This is a genomic window from Streptomyces milbemycinicus (genome assembly GCF_002154605.1).
Taxonomy (GTDB): Bacteria; Actinomycetota; Actinomycetes; order Streptomycetales; family Streptomycetaceae; genus Streptomyces; species Streptomyces milbemycinicus.
In genome coordinates, this window is record NZ_MUNE01000240.1 from 1 (window position 1) to 20,423 (window position 20,423).

The following is a 20,423-nucleotide window of genomic DNA, read 5'->3' on the forward strand; positions in this document are numbered from 1 at the left end:
GTTGTAGCGCAGCTCCGGCCCGGCGCGCCGGGGGCCGGAGCTGCGCTACAACCTGCTGGTCGGGCCGGCCGTCGCCTGCGGCGGGGTACTCGCCTTTGGCCTCGCTCTCGTCGGTCTGGTGGCCGCGACCGTGTTCATCTGGACCGCGCCGGTACCCGGCGGGCGGCTGAAGTTCCTCCCCGACGCCACGGCGGCCGGATATCTCACCGCAGGCGGCATGGCCCTGCTGGCCCTCGCGTGCTGGCTCACCGGCGCCCTCGTACGGGCCGACGTCCGCTCCGCCACCGCGCTGCTGGGCCCCGACCCGGCCAAGGCGCTGGAGCGCCGGGTCGAGGACCTGACCGAGCGCCGCGCGGGCACCGTCGACGCGGCCGACGCCGAACGCCGCCGCATCGAACGCGACTTGCACGACGGCGCCCAGCAGCGGCTCGTCTCCATGGCGGTCAACCTCGGCCTGGCCAAGGCCACGCTCGGCGATCTGCCCGAGGAGGCCCGCAAGGTCATCGACGAGGCGCACCGGGAGGCCAAGGAGGCCATCGAGGAGCTGAACAACCTGGTGCGCGGGCTGCACCCGGCCGTCCTCGACGACCGCGGCCTGGACGCCGCACTCTCCGGCATCGCCGCCCGCGCCCCGCTGCCGGTACGGCTGCACATCGACATCCCCGAACGTCCCGCGCCCACCGTCGAGGCCGTCGCCTACTTCGTCGTCTCCGAGTCCCTGGCCAACACCACCAAGCACGCACAGGCCACGGGGGCCGACGTCACGGTCGTCAGAACGGGCGACATACTGCGGGTGGTGATCGCCGACGACGGGGTCGGCGGCGCCGACCCCGCCCAGGGCAGCGGCCTCACGGGGCTCGTGGGGCGCGTGGGCTCCGTGGACGGGACCTTCGACCTCAGCAGCCCCCGCGGGGGCCCGACCGTCATCACCGTGGAGCTGCCGTGCGTGCTGTGATCGCCGAGGACTCGGTCCTGCTGCGGATCGGCCTGGTGAAGGTCCTCCAGACCGCGGGCTTCGAGGTCACGGCGGAGGCGGACGACGCGGACGGCCTGCTCGCGGCGGTCGAGGAACACCGCCCGGACATCGCCGTGGTCGACGTCCGGATGCCCCCGGGCTTCACCGACGAAGGCGTACGGGCCGCGCTGCTGATCCGCCGCCAGTGGCCGGACACGGCGGTGCTGCTGCTGTCCCAGTACGTGGAGGAGCGCTACGCCGCGGACCTGCTGACCACGCACACCAGCGGCATCGGCTACCTCCTCAAACAACGCGTCGCGGACGTCGAGGACTTCATCGCCGCCCTCCACCGCGTCGCGGGCGGCGGCACCGCCCTCGACCCCCAGGTCGTCGCCCAACTCCTCGTCCGCCGCCACCGCGACCCCCTCGACCGGCTCACGGCGCGCGAGCGGGAGGTACTGGAGCTGATGGCCCAGGGGCGGTCGAATGCGGGGATCGCGGAGGGGTTGGTGATCAGCGAGTCGGCTGTCGCCAAGCACATCAACAGCATCTTCGCGAAACTCGACCTGCCGGTGGCGGAGGGCGACCACCGACGGGTGCTGGCGGTCCTGCGCTTCCTCGGCGTGGCCTGAGCGACCAGCCGCCCCGCCTCGCCATTCACCCCAACACGCGTGGCAGCCGTAGGCTCAGCAGCCCGGTCACCACGACGCCCGCGAGCTGGAGGGCCAGGGTCCGGACCATCGCGTCGCCCATGCCCATGGAGGGGGCCAGGGTCAGGAAGAGGGTGCCGAGGGTGGCCACGCCCAGGGCCAGGGCGGATTGCTGGGTGGTGACCATGACGCCGCTGCCCACGCCCGCCCGTTCCGCGGGGACTTCGGCGAGGATGCCGCGGATCAGTACGGGGAGTTGCAGGCCCTGGCCGAAGCCCGCGATGGCGATACCGGGCAGCAGGTCGGCGAGGGACAGGTCGGTCCAGCTGAACTGGACGGTCAGGATCAGCAGGGCGATGCCGACGGCCTGGATCACCGCGCCCGCGGTCACGACTCGGTTGCCGTAGCGGCTCACCAGGCGCGGGCCCATCAGGGAGGCGATGAAGAAGGTCGTGGCCATGGGGGTCAGGGCGAGGCCGGCCTCGACGGGGCCGTAGCGGAGGCCCTGCTGGAGGGCGACCGCGATGACGAACATGAAGCCGCCGAAGCCCGCGCTGAACGGGAGGATCATCAGCAGGCCCCGGCGCAGGCCGGGGAGGGCGAACAGGCTCGGCGGGAGCAGTGGGGTGCGGCCGGAGGTCTCCAGGCGGCGTTCGATGGTGTAGAAGGCGACGGCGGCGAGGGGGAAGGCGGCGAGCAGCAGCCAGGTCCACAGGGGCCAGCCGGCCGCGCGGCCCTCGGTCAGCGGGAGCAGCAGCGCGATCAGGGCGAGGGCCAGCAGCGCGGTGCCGGGGGCGTCGACGGGGGCGGGGCGGTCGGCCCCACGGCTGGGTCAGCCCGGCTTGACCGCCAGCGTCGCAAAATAGTTCGACATGTATTGAGCGGATGCGTTGGATTGGTGCGGCGCTTCCGCGAAGCCGGTGAGGACGAACCCCGCGGCGAGTTGCCCGCCGATCTGGTCGGTGAGGGTGTGGCTGTATTCAAGAGGGGCATCCGCGCCGAACTTCGTGGCGCGTTCCTCGGCGGAGTACTGCGTGACATCGCTGTAGGGCAGCTTGTGCACGACGATCAGCTCGCCGCGCTCGTCGAGCGCCTCGTGGTCGAACAAGTACACATCAGGGTTGAGGAAGCCCACGAGCAGAGTTCCGCCCGGTCGCAGGATGCGGAAGCACTCACGCCACACCGGTGCCAAGTCTGGTACGAATTGGTTAGAGACCGGATGGAATACGACGTCGAATGTTGCGTCGCCGAAGGCGCTGAGGTCGCGCATGTCGCCTAGGACGGTGCGCAGCTCGAGTCCGTCGCGCGCCGCCACCATCTGGTCCTGGCCGAGCTGGCGGGGTGAGTTGTCGAATACGGTGACCCGCGCCCCTGCGGCGGCGAGGATCGGACCCTGCTGGCCACCGCCGGAGGCCAGGCACAACACGTCCTTGCCGGTCAGGTCCGTCGGCAGCCAGGAGCGGTCGACTGGCTCACGCCCGATGAGAACAATCGACCAGTCGCCCATGCGGGCGCGCTCGACATCCTCAGCACTCACCGGCCTCGACCACTCGTTGCCCTCTTGGACATACTTGTCCCAGGCTGCCCGATTGTGGGCAACGGGGTCGACAACAATGTCCTGCACGTTTAACTCCCTGCTACAGCCAAGCGGACACCTGCGGTACTGACAGTTCGGTGCCGCTAGCCAACACGATTGCAGGGTGCGGGCTCAACGAAATTGGCGGGCATCGAGGTGTCCACGGCGAGCGACGCCGGCACGCCAGCTCGTCGCAGCGCCAGCGGCGCTTGGCCCACACCAGCCGCGGTCGGCGGCCACCGACCGACAGGTCACGCGGCCGGGTCACCCGCCGGCCCTTCGACCGCCGCGCCCGGGTGCCGCAGTCTGGGCAGTGGCGTGCCCGCTCATCAGCGGTGACCAGGTGCACCACCGGCCCGTCGGTGTCGTCGGCGACCCCGACCACGGCCAGGCCGTCAAGGCCCGACAACCGCGTCGTATCGTTTGCCACGTCCGTAGCGGTTCAGTGGTTCACCGGGGACGGCTTTGCCGATCACCTTCGCTCGTTGTCGCTGTACCGGAGACTCGATCGCGACGTCCGTGAGCCTTTGCTCGACGCCGTCGCCGAGCGGATCCGCACGCGGATGGGCGACCGGGCATCACGCCGTTACCTGAGTGTCCTCCGTGTTGGACGGCGCGCCCAGTGAGGCCAGGGCCGCAACGGCCTGTGGCTGGCCTTCACCCACGACGAGTGGCGCGCCTCCATGCTCGACCGGGACGAGTCGGTCCGGCTGATGGCCGCCAAGTTCCGGGCCTCGATGGCCGAGCATCTGGCCGAGCCGCCGTGGAAGGCGCTGTTGAAGCGGCTCCAGCACGCCTCGCCGGAGTTCCGCGAGGTCTGGGCCCGGCACGAGGTGCTGCGCCCCGGAGACAAGGTCAAGGTCTTCCGCCAGGCGCGGGTGGGCTCGCTGCGGCTCACCGCCACCAGCCTGTGGACCGGCCCGAACTCAGGCCCAAGGCTGGTGGCGTACACGCCGGTGGACGCCGAGACGCACGAGCGCCTGGAGAAGCTTCACGCACTGGTGAAGGAAGGCGACTTCGCGGCTTCAGGGGGCTCGTAGCCGGACGCGTGTGCTGGGGGAAGTGGCTCAGTCCTCGCCCACCACGGTCAGGTCGTCGCCCAGGGCCGCGGCGATCTGGGCGGCCCGGGAGTGATCGTCCAACCGGCGCGTCAGATAGGCACAGGCATGGTGGTGCCGGAGCGACCACCAGGCGGCCGAGCCGCCGATACCGCCCTTGGCGATCTTGCCCTTGTCGCGTACGAAGCCCAGCGTCCAGGTGATGTCGGTGCCGAAGACCTCGTCGAAGTCGGTGACGTGGGAGGTGAGCAGCTCGGTGTGCAGCTGTGGCCCCAGCAGTTCGCGCACCGGGCCGTCCTCGCTGGTGAGCCGGGAGAAGAACGCCGCCATGGCGGTTGCGGTGGTGTGCAGATTGGCCGCCCCGAATACCGACTGCCGCCAGGCCCGGGAGTTCGTCCGCGCCGTGTCCAGGGCCCCGGCGGGGATCTGGAGCCACGGTGCCGCATGGAGCTGCTGCGGCCAGCCCGGGTCCGCGTACTCCAGCTCGGCGACGCGGTCCAGCGCGTGGTCCGGTACTCCGAACCAGGCGTCGAGCCCCAGCGCGGGCCGCACCACATCGTTGAACATCTCTCCCAGCGTCGTGCCGGCGCCCGTGCGCAGAACGCCGTCGACCAGATGGCCGTAGGTCAGCGCGTGCTCCCCGAGTGATGTCCCGGGCTCGTACTCCGGCGCCGCCTGCGCCAGGCTCTTCCGCAGCCCTTCGTCATCCAGTAGGTCGAGACCCGCAGCTTCGGCCGGGAAGCGCGGCTGGCCGGCCTGGTGGGTGAGCACCTGGCGGAGCGTGGTCCGCTCCTTGCCCCGGACCCCGTACTCGCCCCAGTACCTGGCGATCGGCTCGTCCAGTGCCAGCGCGCCGTCGCGGACCGCCACCAGGGCGGCGAGCGTGACGAACGACTTCGACAGCGAGTAGGGCTGGACCAGCGTATCGCCGCGCCAGGGACGGCTCCGTGCGGCGTCGGACCACCCCCCGTTCAACCGGACGACCTCGTGGCCATCCCGCCAGACCGACAGCCCGGCCCCTGTTTCCGAGCCGCTGTCCACCAGCCGCTCGAAGACCCGACGCACCTCGTCGTAGCCGTCCTCGGCGAACCCTTCGACGTTCATCGTCCGCGCTTCCTCCGCCCGATCCCTATACCCCCTGGGGGTGTCCCGAGGGCTATGGGAAAAATACCGGGGTGGGGTATGTGGGGCAACTGGTTCGGCCGGTATGCGAGGCAACTGATTCGGACTTACGCGTTGGTGGTGGCCGAGGCCTGAGCGGGCGCGCGCTCGTCGCCGAAGAGCGCGGACGCGCGCTTGGCGGTGCCGGCCGCCCAGCGGCCGGTGGTGGCCACGCCGAGCAGCAGCACGGCGCCCCCGCATCCGGCGATGATCCACCAGGCGGGGCGGGCGGCGTCCACGAAGGCCGTGGCCGAGGCTGCGCTGTGCGCCCCGCCCGCCGCGCTCGCCGCGCCCGAGGCCAGCACCGCGCCGATGACCGCGACGCCCAGCGACTGGCCCACCTGGCGGCTGGTGGAGGCCACGGCCGCCGCGACTCCGGCCTGGGTACGTGGCATCCCGGACACCGCGGTGTTGGTGATGGGCGCGTTGACCAGGCCGAAGCCGATGCCGAACAGCACATAGCCGATCAGCAGCAGGGCGTCGGTGGCCTGGGCGTCGAAGGCCGCGAACAGCACTCCGCTCGCCCCCATCGCCGCCCCCGCCAGCAGCAGCGAAAGCCGCGGCCCGCGGCTGCCGACCAGCCGTCCGGACAGCGGCGCGAAGACGAAGCACATGGCCGCCATCGGCAGCATCCACAGCCCGGCGTGCAGCGCGCCGAGTCCGCGTACGTCCTGCAGATACAGCGTGTTCAGGAACAGGAACCCGCCCAGCGCCGCGAAGGCGCTCACCGCTATCACCGTCGCCCCGCTGAAGGGCGCGCTGTGGAAGAAGCGCAGTTCGACCAGCGGCTCGGTGCGGCGCCGCTCGTACGCCACGAGCGAGACCAGCGCGAGGGCGGAGACCGTGGTGCACACGGCGATCAGCGGGGAGCCCCAGCCCCGGTCGGGCGCCTCGATGATCGCGTACGTGAGCGTGCCGAGCAGCGCCGCGACCAGCACCTGGCCCACCGGATCGGGCCGGCGCGGCTTCGGGGCGCGCGACTCGGGCACGTACCGGGCGGTCAGCACCAGGGCCGCGAGCCCCACCGGCACATTGAGCCAGAAGATCGAGCGCCACCCGACCGACTGCACCAGCACCCCGCCCACCAGCGGCCCGGCCGCCATGCTGATGCCGACGACCCCGCCCCACACCCCGATCGCGCGGGCCCGTTCCTTGGGCTCGGTGAAGGTGTTGGTGATGATCGACATGGCGACGGGGTTGAGCATCGAACCGCCGACCGCCTGCACCATACGGAAGGCCACCAGCGCCTCCAGGTTCGGCGCGAGGCTGCACAGCGCGGAGCCGAGGGAGAACACCACCAGCCCGGTCTGGAAGGTGCGCTTACGCCCCACCCGGTCGGCCGTCGAGCCCGCGAGCATCAGCAGCGCGGCGAGCACCAGCGTGTACGCGTCAATCGTCCACTGCATTCCGGAGACGGAGGCGTGCAGCTCACGCCGCATCGAGGGCAGGGCGACATTGAGGACGGTGTTGTCGAGGCTGACGAGCAGCAGACTCATGCAGCAGATCGCCAGCACGAGCGTGCGCCGCCGGTGGCTCAGCTCAGGCATGGTTGAACGCTACATCGATATGTCGGGTCAGACCGTGAGAACCGTCGGGACAATCCCCCGTGGCGTACGCGGAACGCCGCGTGCGGGACAATGAGAGTTCGCCTCCCTCTTGACCCCATACCCGAACCCCATACCCGAACCCCGTACCCGAGCCCCATACCCGAGGACACCTCTTCCATGACCGCCACGCAGCTGCAGATCGGACCGCACACGGTGACCCCGCCGGTGGTGCTCGCACCCATGGCCGGGATCACCAATGCGCCGTTCCGCACCCTCTGCCGCGAGTTCTCCGGTGGCAAGGGGCTGTTCGTGAGCGAGATGATCACGACGCGGGCGCTGGTCGAGCGCGACGCCAAGACCATGCGGCTGATCCACTTCGACGGCACCGAAAAGCCCCGTTCCATCCAGCTGTACGGGGTGGACCCGGTGACCGTCGGCAAGGCCGTACGGATGATCGTCGACGAGGACCTGGCCGACCACATCGACCTCAACTTCGGCTGCCCGGTGCCCAAGGTCACCCGCAAGGGCGGCGGCTCGGCCCTCCCGTACAAGCGCCACCTGCTGCGCTCGATCCTGCGCGAGGCCGTGACCGGCGCGGGCCCGCTGCCGGTGACCATGAAGATGCGCAAGGGCATCGACGACGACCACATCACCTACCTCGACGCGGGCCGTATCGCGGTCGAGGAGGGCGTGACCGCGATCGCCCTGCACGGCCGTACGGCGGCGCAGCACTACGGCGGCACCGCCGACTGGGACGCCATCGCCCGCCTGAAGGAGGCCGTCCCCGAGATCCCGGTGCTGGGCAACGGCGACATCTGGTCGGCGGACGACGCGGTGCGGATGATGCGGCGAACGGGCTGCGACGGCGTGGTCGTGGGGCGCGGCTGCCTGGGGCGGCCGTGGCTCTTCGGCGACCTGGTGGCGGCCTTCGAGGGCGGCGGCGCACCGGCCCGGCCGACCCTCAAGGAGGTCGCGGCGGTCATGCGGCGCCACGCCGAGCTGCTGGCCCAGTGGCTGGAGAACGAGGAGCGGGGCGTCATCGACTTCCGCAAGCACGTCGCCTGGTACACCAAGGGCTTCTCGGTCGGCTCCGAGATGCGCAAGCGGCTGGCCATCACCTCGTCCCTGGCCGAGCTGGACGCGCTGCTCGGCGAGCTGGACCTGGACCAGGAGTGGCCGGCGGGCGCGGATGGCCCGCGCGGACGCACCTCCGGCCGCAACCGCGTGGTGCTGCCGGACGGCTGGCTGGAGGACCCGTACGACTGCGCGGGCGTGAGCGCGGACGCGGAGCTGGACACTTCCGGCGGCTGAGCGGCTGAGCGGCTGAGCGGCTGAGCGGCTGAGCGGCTGACCAGGCCGACCAGGCCGACCGGGGCGGCTGACCTCTGGCCGTTCCTCACTCCGGTTCGGCGGCCATCTCCCGCTCCGCCGCCACCAACTCCGTACCCACTCCGCCCGAGGCCACCAGCAGGTCCAGCGCCAGCGCCGCCGTCCAGCCGAAGTCGCGGGTGCCGCGCGCCTCGGCGGTGTACGGGTCGACGTACTCGGCGAAACCGGAGGAGACGGCCGAGTCGAGGGCGGCGGAGCGCAGCGCATCGGCCCGCGCCACCGCGCCGTGCTGCCGCAGGCCGCGCTCCATCAGCCAGTTGACGTTGAACCAGGCGGGGCCGCGCCAGTAGCGGTACGGGTCGAAGGCGCGCCCCAGCAGGTCGTAGCTGGGCACGAGACGCACCGGGCCGCCCAGGCCGAAGTGAGGACCCGACGCGGTGCGGATCAGGGCGGCGGCGATCTCGCGCGGCAGGTCGGGCACGATCAGCGGCAGCAGGCCCGCGGCGCTGAGCTCGGGGATCAGCGCGCCGTCGCCGCCGTGTGTCCCGCCGCGCAGGTCACGGCACAGGAACAGCCCGGCGGCCGGGTCCCACAGCCGCTCGACCAGGGCGGTGGTGAGCCGCCGCGCCCGCGACCGGTGGGGCGCCGGGTCGGCGCCGACGGCGGTGGCGATGTCGGCCAGGGCGTGCTCGGAGGCGATCAGCAGCGCGTTGACGCCCGGGTCCTCGACAAGGAACGCCGAACCGGCCCCGCCGTCGCGGTAGCCGCGGTCCCGGTAGTCGGCGGCGAGCCGTACGTAGCGGCCGTAGTCCAGGTCGGTGGGCCGGTCGGCCGCCGCGCCGTGGTCGAGGTCGGCGCGGCGGAAGGTGTCGGGCGGGGCGGGCTCGACGCGGGCCAGCGGGGCGTCCCAGCAGGGGCTGTTGTCCATACCGGGCTCCCAGGGGTGGATCACGGACACCAGCCCGCCGCCGCCCAGGTCGCGGTGTTCGGTGAGGTAGCGGTGCCAGGCCGCGAGCCGTGGGTACACCCGGGCCAGGAAGCCGCGGAGGGCCGAGGCCCGAGGGTCGGCGAGGTGCACCAGCAGACAGGCGAGGGCGTGGACCGGCGGCTGGACGATGCCGGAGGTTTCGACGGCCGTAGGCGCGCCGAGCGCCGCGCCCGCGCTGGAGGAGCGCCAGAAGTCGGGGCTGGGGAAGTACGCGTCCAGTGGCACCGCCGGGTTGAAGACGATGTGGGGGATCCGGCCGTCGCCCCACTGGGCGGCCAGCAGGGTCTCCAGCTCGCGCTGGGCGCGGTGCGCCGACAGATGGCGCAGCCCGATGGCGATGAACGCCGAGTCCCAGCTCCACTGGTGCGGGTACAGACCGCGCGAGGGGACCGTGGAGGCGCCGGTCCAGTTCTCCAGGAGCACCCGCCGGGCGCCGTGCAGCAGCCGCGCCGACGCGGAAGGTGCGGACGGCGCGGATGGCGCGTATGGGAAGGGCTCGCCGCTTTCCACGCTGGACTCCGAGGGGGTCGTGGCCTCGCAATACCGTCACGGCGAAGGTATCCCAGACCAGCTCTTCCAGGCGGGGTTGCTCGTTTGAGCGGACCGCCACTCGTTGTATCCAAAAGGCGAGATGAGGGCCCGTCAGAGCGCGTGATTCTCGCCACTCTGATAGCCTTGTCGCTCAGATGAGCGGCCATTGCAGGGTGATCCGGCAGTCAGGAGCCGTGCTCACCTCTCCAAGTCATGGCACTCCGTGCCACCTGTTGATGTTCGACACCTCGAACCAATGATTACGCACAGTGATATGCATCCGCTTCTGGATGGGCGCAGCGTGGGCGTGTGTTCGGTTCTTGAAGAAGCCGAGAAGTGGACTCTGTCGTACGAGTGACTTTCGAACTCGTGGCAGGCGGGTGGTTACGGCCGAATGACGGGGGAGTGCACATGCTCAGAAGCCTTTGATCTGGGTACGCTCCCCGCCGTCAGGGCAGCCGAGCCGAGGAGATCGAGTCCCGTGCCGGAAACACAAGATCAGCAGAAGTTCGTTTACGACTTCACCGAGGGCAACAAGGATCTCAAGGACCTGCTCGGCGGGAAGGGCGCCAACCTCGCCGAGATGACCAATCTCGGTCTCCCCGTGCCACCGGGTTTCACCATCACCACGGAGGCATGCAAGGTCTACCTCGCCAGTGGTGAGGAGCCCGCTGCCCTGCGCGACGAGGTGAGTGCGCACCTCGACGCCCTCGAGAACAAGATGGGCAAGAAGCTCGGCCAGGCGGACGACCCGCTGCTGGTCTCCGTACGCTCCGGGGCGAAGTTCTCGATGCCCGGCATGATGGACACCGTTCTGAACATCGGGCTCTCCGACGACTCGGTCGCCGGCCTCGCCGCCCAGGCGGGCGACGAGCGGTTCGCATGGGACTCCTACCGCCGCCTGATCCAGATGTTCGGCAAGACGGTGCTCGGCGTGGATGGCGACCTCTTCGAGGAGGCGCTGGAGGAGACCAAGCGCGCGAAGGGCGTGACCGTCGACGTCGACCTGGACGCCGGTGACCTCAAGCGGCTGGTCGGCGAGTTCAAGGACATCGTCGCCAAGGAGACCGGACGCGGCTTCCCGCAGGAGCCGCGCGAGCAGATGGACCTCGCGGTGCGGGCGGTCTTCGACTCGTGGAACGGCGACCGCGCCAAGCTCTACCGCCGCCAGGAGCGCATCCCTCACGACCTGGGCACCGCGGTCAACATCTGCTCCATGGTCTTCGGCAACCTCGGCCCCGACTCGGGCACGGGCGTCGCCTTCACCCGCGACCCGGCCAGCGGCCAGCAGGGCGTCTACGGCGACTACCTGCAGAACGCGCAGGGCGAGGACGTCGTCGCCGGTATCCGTAACACCGTTCCGCTCGCCGACCTCGAAGAGCTCGACAAGGGCTCGTACGACAAGCTCATGCGGATCATGGAGATCCTGGAGACGCACTACCGGGACCTGTGCGACATCGAGTTCACCATCGAGCGCGGCAAGCTGTGGATGCTGCAGACCCGCGTCGGCAAGCGCACCGCCGGGGCCGCCTTCCGGATCGCCACCCAACTGGTGGACCAGGGCCTGATCGACGAGGCCGAGGCGCTGCGCCGGGTCAACGGAGCACAGCTCGCCCAGCTGATGTTCCCGCGCTTCGACGAGGAAGCGGCCGAGAGCGGCACCGTACGCAAGCTCGGGCGCGGCATCGCCGCCTCGCCGGGCGCCGCCGTCGGCAAGGCCGTCTTCGACTCGTACACCGCGGTCAAGTGGTCCCGGTCCGGCGAGAAGGTCATCCTCATCCGCCGTGAGACCAACCCCGACGACCTCGACGGAATGATCGCCGCCGAGGGCATCCTGACCTCCCGGGGCGGCAAGACCTCGCACGCCGCCGTGGTCGCCCGCGGCATGGGCAAGACCTGTGTGTGCGGCGCCGAGGAGCTCGAAGTCGACACCAAGCGGCGCCGGATGACGGTGCCCGCCCTCGACGGCAAGGACGGGCTGGTGATCGAGGAGGGCGACGTCGTCTCCATCGACGGCTCCACCGGCAAGGTCTACCTCGGCGAGGTGCCGGTCGTCCCGTCCCCGGTCGTCGAGTACTTCGAGGGCCGGATGCACGCGGGCGCCGACGACGCCGACGAACTCGTCGGCGCCGTACACCGGATCATGGCCTACGCGGACCGAGTACGCCGGCTGCGGGTGCGGGCCAACGCCGACAACGCCGAGGACGCCAACCGCGCCCGGCGGTTCGGGGCCCAGGGCATCGGCCTGTGCCGCACCGAGCACATGTTCCTCGGCGAGCGGCGCGAGCTGGTCGAGCGGCTGATCCTCGCCCACACCGAGGAGGAGCGCGAGACCGCACTCGGCGCGCTGCTGCCGCTCCAGAAGGACGACTTCGTCGAGCTCTTCGAGTCGATGGACGGCCTGCCCGTCACCGTACGGCTGCTCGACCCGCCGCTCCACGAGTTCCTGCCCGACATCACCGAACTGTCGGTGCGCGTCGCGCTCGCCGAATCCCGCAAGGACCACAACGAGAACGACCTGCGGCTGCTCCAGGCCGTGCACCGGCTGCACGAGCAGAACCCGATGCTGGGCCTGCGCGGGGTGCGCCTCGGCCTCGTCATCCCGGGCCTGTTCGCCATGCAGGTACGGGCCATCGCGGAGGCCGCCGCCGAGCGCCGCAACGCCAAGGCCGATCCGCGCGCCGAGATCATGATTCCGCTGGTCGGCACGGTCCAGGAGCTGGAGATCGTCCGCGAGGAGGCCGAGCGCGTCATCGAGGAGGTGGAGCGGGCCCGGGGCGTGGACCTCAAGCTGACCCTCGGCACCATGATCGAGCTGCCGCGCGCCGCGCTGACCGCCGGTCAGATCGCCGAGTCCGCCGACTTCTTCTCCTTCGGCACCAACGACCTCACCCAGACCGTCTGGGGCTTCTCCCGCGACGACGTCGAGGCCAGCTTCTTCACCGCCTACCTGGAGAAGGGCATCTTCGGCGTCAGCCCCTTCGAGACGATCGACAAGGACGGCGTCGGCTCCCTCGTCCGCAGCGCCGCCGAGGCCGGCCGCGCCACCCGCCCCGACCTCAAGCTCGGCGTCTGCGGGGAGCACGGCGGCGACCCGGAGTCCGTCCACTTCTTCCACGAGGTGGGCCTGGACTACGTCTCCTGCTCGCCGTTCCGCATCCCGGTCGCGCGCCTGGAGTCCGGCCGCGCGGCGGTCATGGGGCGGTAACCGGCCGGCCAGACCACCGGAGCCGGCCCGGGGCACCCTACCCTCAGCCCCATCGCCGACTCCGGCCCGCGAAGGGGGCGGCACCTGTGCGGAGGTGCCGCCCCCTCCTTTGCTGCCGGCGGGAATGTGGGTGGTGTGGCTGGGCTGAAATCGTCGCGCACGCGGACCCGCGGCCGTGACCAGCACGGACACTTGCCGCGCAATTAAGTGCTGCTGTGCTGGTGCTGTTCGGGGAGCAGGCTCGCCGGGTGCACCCACAGCAGGACGTTGTCCGGGCGGGCCCCACCGGAATCCCTGCCTTCCCTCCCGAAGAAGTCGAGGACGTCCTGATCCGAGTGGCGCAGGCTGAAATGGGTCAGCACGAAGAGGGTCTCGGGATGTGCCTCGACCACTGGCCTGAGTCGGCTCCAGACGGTATGCCCGACGCGGTCTGCCCGACCCAGCTCGCTGTCGTGCAGGAACGTACATTCAGTGATGACCACCGGATACGTGAATAACCACGGATTCCGTTCGAACACACTGACGTGAGTGTCGCCGAGGTAGGCGAAGAGCGGCCGCCGCACGTCCTGTTCTGTCTTGATACCTTCCTTGCGCCGTCGCGCCATGATCCGGCCGAACTCGCCGCCACGCCCCTCTTCGACGAGCGAGCGGCGAAGTTCCTCGTACTGGGGCAGCAGCGCCTTGCCGACTTCGGAGACGGCGTACCCCACGCAGGGCACTTTGTGCTCGCACTCCAACACCCGCACATGATGTGCCCGCCGGCCGAATGTGAACTCGTCGCCCTGCCGTACCCCATGTAACCGGTAGCCACCGGCGAGGTCCGGGTCGTACCCCGCCCCATGGTTCAGCTCTGCCGACGCCCGCAGAAAAGACTCCACGTAGGGGACAGCTTCAGCGGGCAGATAGATGTCGGTGCCCGCCCGGGAGGCAAGGAAGTCCAGATCTTTCGCGTGGTCGTGATGGGTGTGGGTGAGCAGTACGGTGTCCACCTGGCGCCCTTCACACAGGCCTGCGTCGAGGCTGCACCGCAGCTCGGGTATATGGAAGAACGTCTTGTCGTTCGCACGTGAATAGCCGGTGAGGGTGAACTTGGTGCCTGGTATCTTCCAGGTCTTCCACTGGCGGAACGGATGTCCCCGTTCGAGCCGCTCAGGATTACCTGCCTGCGGTTTCAGAGTCTGCCTCATGGATGCGCCCCTCCAGCACCCGCAGCGGACCAGTCTGTCCGCTGAACTCACGGACGGCCGATCGTAACGGGACGGCGGGCATGGACACCGCGAATATCTGTACTGGTCACCACGTCAGCGCAGGGCGATCAGACTGGCCACCTGCCGCCCGTGGTCCGGGTTCCAGACGAAACGCGGGTCGCGCTCGGTGGGCCAGCGCAGATAGTGGCGGTTGCCGAAGCTTGTGACGTTGCCGCCTCGCCGGACGTTGAGCCTGCAGGAGTGACCGGAGTCGAGCAGACACCCCGTGGTCACGTCACCGCCTGCCAGGACGAGGGAGATCGCCTGGTCGAGGCCGACTCCGGGGAAGGTCGGGCTTCCGGGGCGCCCGTCGAACAGCCGCAGATGCCGCCGGCCGTCGGCCGTTCCGTAGAAGACCAGACGGGTTGAGGGGCGGTCCTTGAGCAGCGGGAAGCTTCCCAGCGAGCGGTCGCCGTTGAGCGGGTGGGCCTGCGGGTCGGGGTGGAACAGGGACGGGCCCACGGATATCGCGCCGCGCAGGGACGGGCGGAGGGAGAGCGGCCCGATCGTCCGTGGCTCCAGCACGGACCCGACCCGGGCGAGGCGTCTGGGGCAGCGCAGGACGATGTCATGGTCGAAGATGTCGAGCCGTCCGTGATCGCTGAGTGCCGTAGCCTCGAATCGGCCGCCGCGGGCGGCGGTGAACCCGAGGTCGCTCCAGTGGTGACCGGTGATCTCGGGGGTGAGGCGGGAGTCCTCCCGGAGTGTGCGGACCTTGCCGGTGTGCGCGTCCGGCTCGTGCTCGATGACGCAGTTGGCGTTCCCGTACGCGTAGCAGTCGGCCTCCACGCCGGTGCGCGTGCCCGTCCAGCGCAGAGTGTGGCCGTCCAGTGACAGCTCACCGCGGGCGGGCACCTCGACGACGGACAGCGTGCCGCCGTCGTCGACCAGGGCGTCCTGGTCGGCCGCGGGCAGACTGAGCACCTTCCCGTTCCGGACCGCCAGGTTGAGGCTCAGGGTCCGCGGGCGGTACCGGCAGCGGTCGGCCAGGAAGAAGAATCCGCCGGTGGCCGTGACGACGGCGTCGCGCTGCCGGGCGTACTCGGCTGTGCACATCGGCGGCTCGGCCACAAAGATCTCCGAGGCGGCGGGAGAACTCCAGCTGATCGTGTACGAGTTGGTGAAGCTGCCGCCGCCCAGCCCGACCGGTTCGGCGCGGAACTGGATATGGGGTGTCAGTTCCAGGTGTTCGGCCGTGACGGGCTGGTCGAGCAGCGGGGCGAGGTAGGCCGACGCCTCCTCAAGTGTGGCGAAAGCACGCACTATTCGGCTCCAAAGACAAGCGGTGCGACGGAGAGGATGGCTTCCAGGATGGCCGGGTCCTTGCACAGGGCGCGCGCCCGGAGGCAGGACAGTTCGCTGGAACTCGCGCCCGGCCGGGACGGGATTGCCCGGCGCAGTCCATCAGGTGTCGACTGTTCCATCTCCGCCTGGAGGGGTGGCCAAAGTGGATTGAGGGCCCCGAGTTGGGCCAGCATGCCAAGTTCTTCCGCCCAGTGGGCGTCGCCAAGCACTTTGAGGAAGTCCCGGTGAAGCTCGGGGACGTCGTCGACGGCGACCGACGCGGGGCAGCGGCTGAGGTACTCGCCGCGCAGTTCGTTCGGCAGGCGCAGCGTGAGGACCTTGGCGAGGCTTCGGACGATTCGGTAGGCGCTGCGGACGAAACAGCGTTCCACTTCCACCCAGTGCACGATCGCCGGTGCCTTCCGCCGCCAGGCGCCGTAGCCGTCGTGCGGGTCGATCACCAGGCCGGCGCTGAGGCCGTCGCGCGCGAGCCGGTCCGCGTAGGCACTCAGGGACTGGTCGTTGTCGACGGCCAGGAAGACGGCGTCGATGTCGAAGAGGCCGTTGAGGGCCAGGTCGCTCGCATGGTGAAGCACGCCGAGGCTGAGAATCGGCTGCCCGGGCGTGAACAGATGGGCTCCGTAACCGGCGAGGTACTCGTAGCAGGCGTCGCCGGGCAGCGCGGGATTGGCCCGGCGCTTGGGCCTCAGCGGGCCGATGCGCGCCAGGCCACGCTCATGTACGTCGTCGCAGAGCGCGCGAAGGTCCCGGAGGCGGACGGTGTCGCGGCGGACCAGGTAGAGGTCGAGGTCCCGCAGCGCGAGCGGCTTCCCGAACAGGACATGATCGAGGATCTCGCGGGCGCTGCTCCCGCCGATATGGGAGAGGCTGTAGCCGTGCCGCAGGATGATCTCCTGCGTTGGCGCCAGCCAGTCCGACAGTCTTTGCATCCCGTCCATGTGGCCGACCCTCCCCGGCGGTTGTCCACCCTCTGCCTGTCACCGCGGCCGACAACTTCCTCACCCGGCTCGCCGTCGAGAGACTCGCCCTGGGCACCCGCACGCAGGCCGACCTCGAACGCTGGATGACCGATCCCGCCTTCACCTACCGCGACGAGACAGGCCAATTCGTCCGCTGGTCCGTACACCAGCACCATGCCCACGACCTCACCTTCGGCATCATCCGGTGGACCGGCCCGCAGGGCACCATCGACAGCGAGAAACGCTGGGACGACGCACGCCGCCTCATCAACGACGACGTGCCCGCAGGTCGTTGAAGGGCGGGCGGCACCTGTGCGGAGGTGCCGCTCCTCTCTTCGTCTCTCTTCGTCCGTTCAGAAGCCGATGGTGGTCTCGAAGGCGTCGCGGGTACGGGTGAGGCGGTACCAGCGGTCCGCGATGGCGTCGGGGTCGCCCTCGCCGGTTCCCGGCAGGATCGGCACGCCCACGCAGAGGTGGCCCACGTACACGCCATCGGCGGCGAGCTCGGTGTGAGCGTTGTCCGCCCAGTTGCGCAGGCCGGCCTGGGCGATGCCCGCGTTGCCCAGAATCGGCATGGGGGTGATCGCGGAGCGGCCGGTCGTGAACAGCAGAGCGCCGTCGCGGGCCTCGCGCATCGCCGGGAGGACCGTGGCGACGGCGGTGAGGGCGCCGCCGACGACGAGGTCGAACTGGGCACGGGCGGAGGCCGGAGTGGTCTCCAGGGCGCTGGTGAAACCCATCGCGCCCATGTCGGGCAGGCCACCGCCGGAGTGATCCCACACGGGGGCGGGGCTGTAGGAGAGAACCCCGATCCGCCCGAGATCGTCGGCTGCCGCGGTGAGGGCGGCGGCCAGGGCCTTCTCATCGGTGGCGTCGGCCGCGTAGGCACCCGCGGTGATGCCCTCCTCGCCGAGGGCGGCGGCAAGTGCCTCCAGCTTGGTCTGACTGCGGGAGATCAGCGCGACGGGGTGGCCGGCCGAGCCGAAGCGCCGGGCGATGGCGCGCCCCAGGCCGGCTCCGGCGCCGACGACAGCGATGGTGGACGGGGAGGAAGACATGGGTGCACCCCTTCGTAGTTACGATTTGTTCGTAACCGCACGGTAGTGATGCACGAAGATGTTCACAAAAGGCACATTCATGTTCGATAGGAACACTGGTGATCCTCATGCGGAGCCCTGGAGGGTCCCGCCGCATCCCTGCGCCTCCTGGCCGGACAACGGCGCCGGCATCCGCGAGACCCTCGACCGCGTCGGGGACAAGTGGTCGGTGCTCGTGATCGGCATCCTCGCTGCGGGCCCCCTGCGTTACGGTGCCCTGCGCGACCAGGTGCCGGGCATCTCCCAGCGGATGCTCACCCTCACCCTGCGCCATCTGGAGCGTGACGGGCTGCTGACCAGGACCGTCTACCCGGCAGTGCCGCCGCGGGTGGAGTACGAGCTGACCCCCCTGGGCGAAGGGCTCCGCGAGACGGTGTACGCGTTCGTGCAGTGGGCGACCGACCACAACGACGCGATCGAGGAAGCCCGCCGACGCTACGACGCCCGCTGAGCCGACAGCTGAGCCGACACCGGCATCGCCGGACATGTGAGGGCGGCACCTCGCGGCATCTCACGGAGGTGCCGCCCCCTCCTTCTCAGCGGGAACCCGGTCCTTCTCAGGGGGAAGCCGGTGTGACATCACCTTGGTAGCGGGCCAGCTCCCATGGGTCGTGTGCGGAGAAGACCTCGACCTGGTCACCGTGATCGCGGACCAGTTCGCGCAGCCGGGCCTGAGTTCCGAGCCGCAGGTCGCGGTGCACCTGCGAGCCCGTCTGGACGATGTCCAGCAGCGGGTGGGGTTCCTTGAGTTCCCCGATTTCGCGGTGGTAGTAGTAGGCGTCACCGCAGTGGAGGAGCCACCGGTCGCCGTTCCACACCGCGACTCCCGTGTGACCGGCGGTGTGGCCGCCGAGGGGGACGAGTTTGATCTCCGGCGGCAGCCCCTTCGGCTGGAACGCGGTGAAGCCGAACCACTGTTCGCCGGGCTCGTGACCGTAGCCGACCCACTGGGGTTCGTGTGCCCAGTGCGCCGGGCGGTAGCGGCGGCTGGGCGCCTGGGCGAGTGCCGCGTCGATTTCGGCGGTCATTACATGGACCTGGGCGTCGGGGAAGTCGGGAAGGCCGCCACTGTGGTCCACGTCCAGGTGGGTCACGATGATGTGGCGGACATCGGATGGCGCATGGCCGAGCCGGGCCACCTGCCGGATGGCTGTCTCCTCCTCGTCCAGCGTGGGCTGTGTCATCTCGACCCACTCGGCGTCGAGCGTGCCGCCCGGGTCCCGGACGTTGCCGAGGCCCAGCCCGGTCTCGACGAGGACCAGGCCGTCGGCATCGGTCTCCACCAGCAGACAGTGGTTCACCACGGGTGCGGGCTGCGGGCCGTCGTAGGTGGCCTCGATCGTACGAACCGATCCGCAGTTCAGGTGATGGATCTTCATGGCGACTAGGCTGCGACTTGAACCGCGATTCAAGTCAAGGGGACGCGATTCACGTCAAGGAGGCGCCAATGGACGGGTCGTTGTTGGACATCGCCGAGGTCGCACGGCGGTCCGGGCTGACGCCCTCGGCCCTGCGGTTCTACGAGAAGAAGGGCCTGATCGCCGCCGCGGGACGCAACGGCCTTCGCCGTACCTACCACCCGGACGTGCTGGAACGCCTGGGGCTGATCACATGCGCGCGCAGCGCGGGGTTCTCGGTCGCCGAGATCGGCCGGTTCCTGGTGGCGCGGCCGTCCGACGCGGACCTGCGTGTCGGTATGGCCGCCAAGGCCCGCGACCTCGACGAGCAGATCGGCCGGCTCACCCGGCTCCGCGACAGCCTCCGGCATGCGGCCGTCTGCGATCACGAGCCGATCGTCGAATGTCCCGACTTCAAGCGGGCCGTGGGCAATGTGCCCGCACCGGCGGCTGCCCAGGCGGGTCCGGCACGCTGAGGCCCCGAGCACCACCCGGCAGATCGGCGGCGTCCTCGGCACCGCCGTGCTGGGCGCCCTGCTGTCGGCCCGCCTCTCCTCGACGTTGCACAGCGAGGCCGAGAAGCGCGCCGGTCGGCTGCCGGAGCAGCTGCGTACGCGATTCATCGACAACAGCGCCGCCGCCGGGCAGCACTTCCGTCCCGACCGGGCGAGGGGGCGGCACCTGGCCGGGCGCCGCCCCCTCTCACTCCCCCCACGGGAGCCGTTGCCGCTCGCATCGGCTGGGGCGGCAACAGAAGTGCCCGGACGGCCGTAACACACTCGTCACCCCCCACGGGGACGAGCAATCCGGTCGTGAGCACCGCCTGTTGAATTGCGGACGTCCCCCGGGTGGCCTTTCCCGGAGGCCGCGCTTTTCAACGAGGAACAGCATTCCGGCCCCGCGCGGCTCGCCGCGCCCCGTTTCAACTCTGGCCAAAAGGACGTGGTCACTGACGGTGGCACCGTGCATACTCTTCCGTGGTCGGGGGGCGATCACGGGTGTCACTTGGTGGGGGTCCAGTGCTGCGTGTGCATTTCGGCGAGCTCGATCTGGCCCGGCTGCGGATGGCGATCCGCCCGGACGCGCTGTGGGAAACCGTTTTGAGTTTCCACCGGCTGCGGGAGCACCGGGGCGCCACCGTATACGGAGAATGGCGTTCGCTGGCGCGAAATAGGTTGAACGGCGAAGCGCGGCTGCTCGCGCCGCTCATTCCCTCACGCGGCTATTTCCCCGACTTCCTCACCCCGGCCGAGGGCGGAATGGGCTGCGACAGCGGCATGGAGGCGCTGCGCGCCACCTCGCAGACCCGGCTGCACACCGAGATCTCCCGCCTCCCGGCCGCGGCCCGGCTCCCCGGCTGGATACGTGACCTCGGCCAGGGCGAGCGGCGCTCGCTGGACCGGCTGACCGCCGCG

17 protein-coding genes and 4 pseudogenes are annotated in these 20,423 nt (G+C 70.3%); 10 read left to right on the forward strand and 11 right to left on the reverse strand.

Annotated features, from left to right (window positions below):
• Positions 1–16: 16 nt before the first annotated feature.
• A pseudogene (locus tag CCN51_RS20155) lies at positions 17–955 on the forward strand (sensor histidine kinase); the annotation flags it as partial.
• Complete coding sequence (locus CCN51_RS20160) at positions 943–1,587, forward strand: response regulator transcription factor (protein WP_043487638.1); 645 nt, start codon at positions 943–945, stop codon at positions 1,585–1,587. The pseudogene CCN51_RS20155 and the gene CCN51_RS20160, both read left to right, overlap by 13 nt.
• A gap of 25 nt (positions 1,588–1,612) precedes the next feature.
• Here the strand turns inward: CCN51_RS20160 and CCN51_RS20165 are convergent.
• From CCN51_RS20165 to CCN51_RS60030, 3 genes and pseudogenes are all read right to left on the reverse strand, one after another.
• A pseudogene (locus CCN51_RS20165) lies at positions 1,613–2,419 on the reverse strand (MFS transporter); the annotation flags it as partial.
• 18 nt (positions 2,420–2,437) lie between these two features.
• Positions 2,438–3,229, reverse strand: coding sequence for a class I SAM-dependent methyltransferase (locus CCN51_RS20170; protein WP_043487640.1), 792 nt, complete (start codon positions 3,227–3,229; stop codon positions 2,438–2,440).
• Positions 3,230–3,242: 13 nt separating this feature from the next.
• Positions 3,243–3,611 (reverse strand): transposase family protein, encoded by a 369-nt coding sequence (locus CCN51_RS60030; RefSeq protein WP_202948309.1) that lies wholly within the window; start codon positions 3,609–3,611, stop codon positions 3,243–3,245.
• Positions 3,612–3,810: 199 nt separating this feature from the next.
• On the opposite strand from CCN51_RS60030, the pseudogene CCN51_RS20185 reads away from it, so the two are divergent.
• A pseudogene (locus CCN51_RS20185) lies at positions 3,811–4,221 on the forward strand (MmyB family transcriptional regulator); the annotation flags it as partial.
• Positions 4,222–4,248: 27 nt separating this feature from the next.
• Here the strand turns inward: CCN51_RS20185 and CCN51_RS20190 are convergent.
• Together CCN51_RS20190 and CCN51_RS20195 are read right to left on the reverse strand one after the other, a co-directional pair.
• Positions 4,249–5,343: an EstA family serine hydrolase gene (locus tag CCN51_RS20190; protein WP_014179818.1), complete on the reverse strand. Its 1,095-nt coding sequence runs from the start codon at positions 5,341–5,343 to the stop codon at positions 4,249–4,251.
• Positions 5,344–5,468: 125 nt separating this feature from the next.
• Entirely contained in the window at positions 5,469–6,947 is a 1,479-nt protein-coding gene (locus CCN51_RS20195) for an MFS transporter (RefSeq protein ID WP_014179819.1), read from the reverse strand.
• A 177-nt stretch (positions 6,948–7,124) separates the two neighbouring features.
• Between CCN51_RS20195 and dusB the strand changes: the two genes are divergently transcribed.
• Complete coding sequence (gene dusB / locus CCN51_RS20200) at positions 7,125–8,258, forward strand: tRNA dihydrouridine synthase DusB (RefSeq protein ID WP_014179821.1); 1,134 nt, start codon at positions 7,125–7,127, stop codon at positions 8,256–8,258.
• An 85-nt stretch (positions 8,259–8,343) separates the two neighbouring features.
• Here dusB and CCN51_RS20205 read toward each other — a convergent pair whose 3' ends face one another.
• On the reverse strand, positions 8,344–9,774 hold the full coding sequence (locus CCN51_RS20205) for an MGH1-like glycoside hydrolase domain-containing protein (protein ID WP_014179822.1): 1,431 nt from the start codon (positions 9,772–9,774) through the stop codon (positions 8,344–8,346).
• A 502-nt stretch (positions 9,775–10,276) separates the two neighbouring features.
• On the opposite strand from CCN51_RS20205, the gene ppdK reads away from it, so the two are divergent.
• On the forward strand, positions 10,277–13,003 hold the full coding sequence (gene ppdK / locus CCN51_RS20210) for a pyruvate, phosphate dikinase (protein ID WP_014179823.1): 2,727 nt from the start codon (positions 10,277–10,279) through the stop codon (positions 13,001–13,003).
• 203 nt (positions 13,004–13,206) lie between these two features.
• Here ppdK and CCN51_RS20215 read toward each other — a convergent pair whose 3' ends face one another.
• The 3 genes from CCN51_RS20215 to CCN51_RS20225 form a co-directional block, all read right to left on the reverse strand.
• On the reverse strand, positions 13,207–14,190 hold the full coding sequence (locus tag CCN51_RS20215; RefSeq protein WP_014179824.1) for an MBL fold metallo-hydrolase: 984 nt from the start codon (positions 14,188–14,190) through the stop codon (positions 13,207–13,209).
• A gap of 114 nt (positions 14,191–14,304) precedes the next feature.
• Complete coding sequence (locus CCN51_RS20220; protein WP_014179825.1) at positions 14,305–15,513, reverse strand: hypothetical protein; 1,209 nt, start codon at positions 15,511–15,513, stop codon at positions 14,305–14,307.
• Positions 15,513–16,493, reverse strand: a complete 981-nt coding sequence (locus CCN51_RS20225) for a hypothetical protein (RefSeq protein WP_014179826.1) — start codon at positions 16,491–16,493, stop codon at positions 15,513–15,515. The genes CCN51_RS20220 and CCN51_RS20225 overlap by 1 nt, the downstream gene beginning before the upstream one ends.
• A 125-nt stretch (positions 16,494–16,618) precedes the next feature.
• On the opposite strand from CCN51_RS20225, the gene CCN51_RS20230 reads away from it, so the two are divergent.
• Positions 16,619–16,810 (forward strand): hypothetical protein, encoded by a 192-nt coding sequence (locus CCN51_RS20230; RefSeq protein WP_014179827.1) that lies wholly within the window; start codon positions 16,619–16,621, stop codon positions 16,808–16,810.
• Positions 16,811–16,867: 57 nt separating this feature from the next.
• On the opposite strand, the gene CCN51_RS20235 is transcribed toward CCN51_RS20230, so the two are convergent.
• The gene (locus tag CCN51_RS20235; RefSeq protein WP_014179828.1) at positions 16,868–17,572 is read right to left on the reverse strand and encodes an SDR family NAD(P)-dependent oxidoreductase; all 705 of its coding nucleotides are present in this window, start codon (positions 17,570–17,572) and stop codon (positions 16,868–16,870) included.
• Between the two features lie 79 nt (positions 17,573–17,651).
• On the opposite strand from CCN51_RS20235, the gene CCN51_RS20240 reads away from it, so the two are divergent.
• Positions 17,652–18,062 (forward strand): winged helix-turn-helix transcriptional regulator, encoded by a 411-nt coding sequence (locus tag CCN51_RS20240; protein ID WP_014179829.1) that lies wholly within the window; start codon positions 17,652–17,654, stop codon positions 18,060–18,062.
• A 106-nt stretch (positions 18,063–18,168) separates the two neighbouring features.
• Here the strand turns inward: CCN51_RS20240 and CCN51_RS20245 are convergent, their stop codons facing one another.
• Positions 18,169–18,990, reverse strand: a complete 822-nt coding sequence (locus CCN51_RS20245; protein ID WP_014179830.1) for an MBL fold metallo-hydrolase — start codon at positions 18,988–18,990, stop codon at positions 18,169–18,171.
• A 68-nt stretch (positions 18,991–19,058) separates the two neighbouring features.
• Between CCN51_RS20245 and CCN51_RS20250 the strand changes: the two genes are divergently transcribed.
• The 3 genes and pseudogenes from CCN51_RS20250 to CCN51_RS20260 all read left to right on the forward strand — a co-directional run.
• Positions 19,059–19,484, forward strand: coding sequence for a MerR family transcriptional regulator (locus CCN51_RS20250; RefSeq protein ID WP_014179831.1), 426 nt, complete (start codon positions 19,059–19,061; stop codon positions 19,482–19,484).
• Positions 19,441–19,782, forward strand: a complete 342-nt coding sequence (locus CCN51_RS20255) for a hypothetical protein (protein WP_014179832.1) — start codon at positions 19,441–19,443, stop codon at positions 19,780–19,782. The genes CCN51_RS20250 and CCN51_RS20255 overlap by 44 nt, the downstream gene beginning before the upstream one ends.
• 245 nt (positions 19,783–20,027) lie before the next feature.
• Positions 20,028–20,423 (forward strand): annotated as a pseudogene (locus tag CCN51_RS20260) (transcriptional regulator); the annotation flags it as partial.

What these genes read in the sequence shown, in the direction of transcription:
- CCN51_RS20255 (WP_014179832.1), top strand. Translation starts at nt 19,441, where the DNA reads ATGTGCCCGCACCGGCGGCTGCCCAGGCGGGTCCGGCACGCTGAGGCC.
- CCN51_RS20230 (WP_014179827.1), top strand. Translation starts at nt 16,619, where the DNA reads ATGACCGATCCCGCCTTCACCTACCGCGACGAGACAGGCCAATTCGTC.
- CCN51_RS20225 (WP_014179826.1), bottom strand. Translation starts at nt 16,493, where the DNA reads ATGGACGGGATGCAAAGACTGTCGGACTGGCTGGCGCCAACGCAGGAG.
- CCN51_RS20215 (WP_014179824.1), bottom strand. Translation starts at nt 14,190, where the DNA reads ATGAGGCAGACTCTGAAACCGCAGGCAGGTAATCCTGAGCGGCTCGAA.
- CCN51_RS20240 (WP_014179829.1), top strand. Translation starts at nt 17,652, where the DNA reads ATGTTCGATAGGAACACTGGTGATCCTCATGCGGAGCCCTGGAGGGTC.
- CCN51_RS20190 (WP_014179818.1), bottom strand. Translation starts at nt 5,343, where the DNA reads ATGAACGTCGAAGGGTTCGCCGAGGACGGCTACGACGAGGTGCGTCGG.
- CCN51_RS20195 (WP_014179819.1), bottom strand. Translation starts at nt 6,947, where the DNA reads ATGCCTGAGCTGAGCCACCGGCGGCGCACGCTCGTGCTGGCGATCTGC.
- CCN51_RS20250 (WP_014179831.1), top strand. Translation starts at nt 19,059, where the DNA reads ATGGACGGGTCGTTGTTGGACATCGCCGAGGTCGCACGGCGGTCCGGG.
- dusB (WP_014179821.1), top strand. Translation starts at nt 7,125, where the DNA reads ATGACCGCCACGCAGCTGCAGATCGGACCGCACACGGTGACCCCGCCG.
- CCN51_RS20235 (WP_014179828.1), bottom strand. Translation starts at nt 17,572, where the DNA reads ATGTCTTCCTCCCCGTCCACCATCGCTGTCGTCGGCGCCGGAGCCGGC.
- CCN51_RS20245 (WP_014179830.1), bottom strand. Translation starts at nt 18,990, where the DNA reads ATGAAGATCCATCACCTGAACTGCGGATCGGTTCGTACGATCGAGGCC.